Raw genomic sequence first — 2,633 nt, forward strand, 5'->3', positions numbered from 1 at the left:
TCAGGGTGAGCGCGGCCGTGGCGGCGCCGGCGTGCTCGCGCACGTTCGCCAGGGCGCCCTGGGCGATGCGGAGCAGCGCGGCCCGCACCCCGTCCGGCAGCGGGACCGGCACGCCGTCGACGTGGAAGAGCACCGGGACCCCGGTCCCCTCCGCCGCGCCGGAGGCCGCCAGCGCGCGCAGCGCGTCCTCCAGCCGCGCGCCGCCGTCGAACTGCGGCGGCGCCAGGTCGTCGACGAACCGCCGGGTTTCGGCCAGGCCGCGGGCCGCGACGTCCGCGGCGGTCCGCACGTGCCGGCGCGCCGCCTCCGGGTCCGACTCCCAGGTGCGGTCCGCGGCCTGCAGCAGCATCCGCTGGCTGGACAGGCCCTGGGCCAGGGTGTCGTGGATCTCCATCGACAGCCGCTGCCGCTCGGCGAGGGCGCCCTCGCGCCGCTCGGTCGCCGCCAGTTCGCGGCGCGTGCGGACCAGGTCCTCGATCAGGGCGCGCTGCCGGTCCGTCTGGCGCTGCGTGTGGACGAAGACGGCCGTGGCCACGGCGGCCACGGCGGGCGGGGCGAGCACGAGGGTGGGGTCGAAGCCGTGGGAGAGCCGGAGCTGCGCCACGACGACCAGGCCGGTGAGGAAGGTGACCAGGAGGAGCGCGGCGCGCGTGGGGAGCGTGCGCAGGCCCGTATAGAGCAGGGGGACGGAACACCACGCGAAGCTCGGCGCGAGGACGACGAGCACGACCCAGGTCGCGACGACGGCGGCCAGCCAGAGCAGCTGCCGCGGCGGGCGGGTCGCGGGGGCCGGGCTCAGGGCGTGGGGCAGGGCGTAGGGCAGGACGTACAGCAGGGCGAGCAGCACGCTGAGGGCGACGATCCACGGCGTGCGGGGCTCGCCGGGGTGCCGGATCAGGAAGCGCGCGAAGGAGGCGGAGAGGAGCAGGAAGAAGGCGGCGTGCATGACGAGGGCGAGGCGGCGGGCGCCGGGTTCGTCATCGTCGGTAAAGGTCACCCCCTGTTCCTAACCGGTGCGGAGGGCCGCCGCATCAGCCGATCGGTTGACCCGGCGGGCAGCCGGGACGCCGATGCCCGTGGCGCGGACGGCCCGAAGGATGGAGAGCGCAAGGAAACCGCTGCCAAGCCGCCGGCGATCCGCCGGCCTGTTGAGGAGCCGAAAATGAAGTCTGCGTTCGGGAAGCTCTCCGTCCGGGGCCGTGTGCTCGTGGGTGCGGTCGGTGCCGCCGTTGTCGCGGCCGGTACGTTCGGGGCGGTCACGGCGACGGCCTCGCCCGCGGCGGAGCGCCAGGCTCCGGTGTCCGTGGCCGGCAACGGCCTGACCGAGTCGACGCACCTGTCGGTGGACGCCGCCACGCGCGCCGCCCAGGCCGCGCTGGCCGCCGCGAAGAAGGAGGGCCAGAAGGTGTCCGTCGCGGTCGTCGACCGCAACGGCAACACGCTGGTGACGCTGCGCGGCGACGGCGCGGGCCCGCAGTCCTACGAGTCGGCCGTACGGAAGGGCTTCACGGCCGTCTCCTGGAACGCCCCCACCTCGGAGCTCGTCAAGCGCCTCCAGGGCGCCCCGAACCTCAAGGACATCCCCGGCACCCTGTTCCTGCCGGGCGGCACCCCGGTCCAGGCCAAGGGCGCGCCGGTCGCCGGCATCGGTGTCGCGGGGGCCCCGAGCGGCGACCTCGACGAGAAGTTCGCGAAGGCGGGCGCGGCGGCGCTGGGCTAGCCTGCGAAGCCACGGGCTCGCGAGGGGTGCGGCCGAACGGGGGAGGGGCACGTGGGGCGCATGCGGATCGTCACGATGGCGGAGCCGGACCTCCCGCCGGAGCTGCGCGCGCAGATCGAGGCCCTGCAGGACCAGGCCTGGCCCGGCGGCGGCCCCCACGACCCGGCCCTGCGCCCCGTGGCCGTACTGCTCCTCGCCCCGGACGGCGGCGTACGGGCCGCGCTGGACATCCTCTCCAAGGAGATCATCCACGGGGGCCGGAGCTACCGGGCCTCGGGCCTGAGCGCGGTCGTCACGGACGCGGCACACCGGGGCAAGGGATACGGGCGGCGGCTGGTGGCCGCCGCCCGTGAGCTGATCGCCGACGGCGGCGCCGCGGACGTGGGACTGTTCACGTGCGACCGCCCTCTGCAGGCGTTCTACGAGAGCGCCGGCTGGACCGCCCTGCCCGGCACCGTCCTGATCGGCGGCACGCCGCAGGACCCGTTCCCCAGCGACCGGCCGGGCTTCGACAAGGTCACCATGGCGGCGTTCTTCACGGCGCGGGCGCAACGCGATGCGGCCGCTTTCGAGAGGAGCCGCATCGGGCTCTACCCGGGGGAGGTCGACCGGCTGTGGTGACTGCCCTCAGGGAGTCGGCGGGCGCTCGTCCCCCGGCCGCCGCTCCTGCGCCCCCAGCTGTTCGTTGAGCTTCTGCTGGGCGGTGTCGACCTGGCTCTGGTACTTGTTCTGGGTCTTGGCGTCGAACGCGTCGCCCGCCTTTTCGACACCCTGCCGAGCGGTGTCCTCATGGCCCTTGAGCAGGCCCTTGAGCTTGTCGAGCATGGACATGGCCGTCCTCCTCACGGAACGCTGACGCAACCAGCATCTCCGCAATCCACCGGGCCCGCATCCTCGCCGCGCCCCGCGGCGG

Annotated in this window: 4 protein-coding genes; 2 read left to right on the plus strand and 2 right to left on the minus strand. The window is 74.9% G+C overall.

Annotated elements, in window-relative coordinates; genetic code table 11:
• Positions 1-946, minus strand: a 946-nt coding sequence (locus tag V7793_RS36230; RefSeq protein WP_336013929.1) for a sensor histidine kinase, incomplete at its 3' end; no start/stop codon positions are given.
• A gap of 216 nt (positions 947-1,162) precedes the next feature.
• Here V7793_RS36230 and V7793_RS36235 point away from each other — a divergent pair.
• Together V7793_RS36235 and V7793_RS36240 are read left to right on the plus strand one after the other, a co-directional pair.
• Positions 1,163-1,720, plus strand: coding sequence for a GlcG/HbpS family heme-binding protein (locus tag V7793_RS36235; protein ID WP_336013927.1), 558 nt, complete (start codon positions 1,163-1,165; stop codon positions 1,718-1,720).
• A 60-nt stretch (positions 1,721-1,780) separates the two neighbouring features.
• Positions 1,781-2,341 (plus strand): GNAT family N-acetyltransferase, encoded by a 561-nt coding sequence (locus tag V7793_RS36240; RefSeq protein ID WP_336013928.1) that lies wholly within the window; start codon positions 1,781-1,783, stop codon positions 2,339-2,341.
• A gap of 6 nt (positions 2,342-2,347) precedes the next feature.
• On the opposite strand, the gene V7793_RS36245 is transcribed toward V7793_RS36240, so the two are convergent.
• Positions 2,348-2,551: an antitoxin gene (locus tag V7793_RS36245; protein WP_168095828.1), complete on the minus strand. Its 204-nt coding sequence runs from the start codon at positions 2,549-2,551 to the stop codon at positions 2,348-2,350.
• Positions 2,552-2,633 lie beyond the last annotated feature (82 nt).

The sequence above is a fragment of the Streptomyces sp. KLMMK genome (genome assembly GCF_036961605.1).
Lineage (GTDB): Bacteria > Actinomycetota > Actinomycetes > Streptomycetales > Streptomycetaceae > Streptomyces > Streptomyces telluris.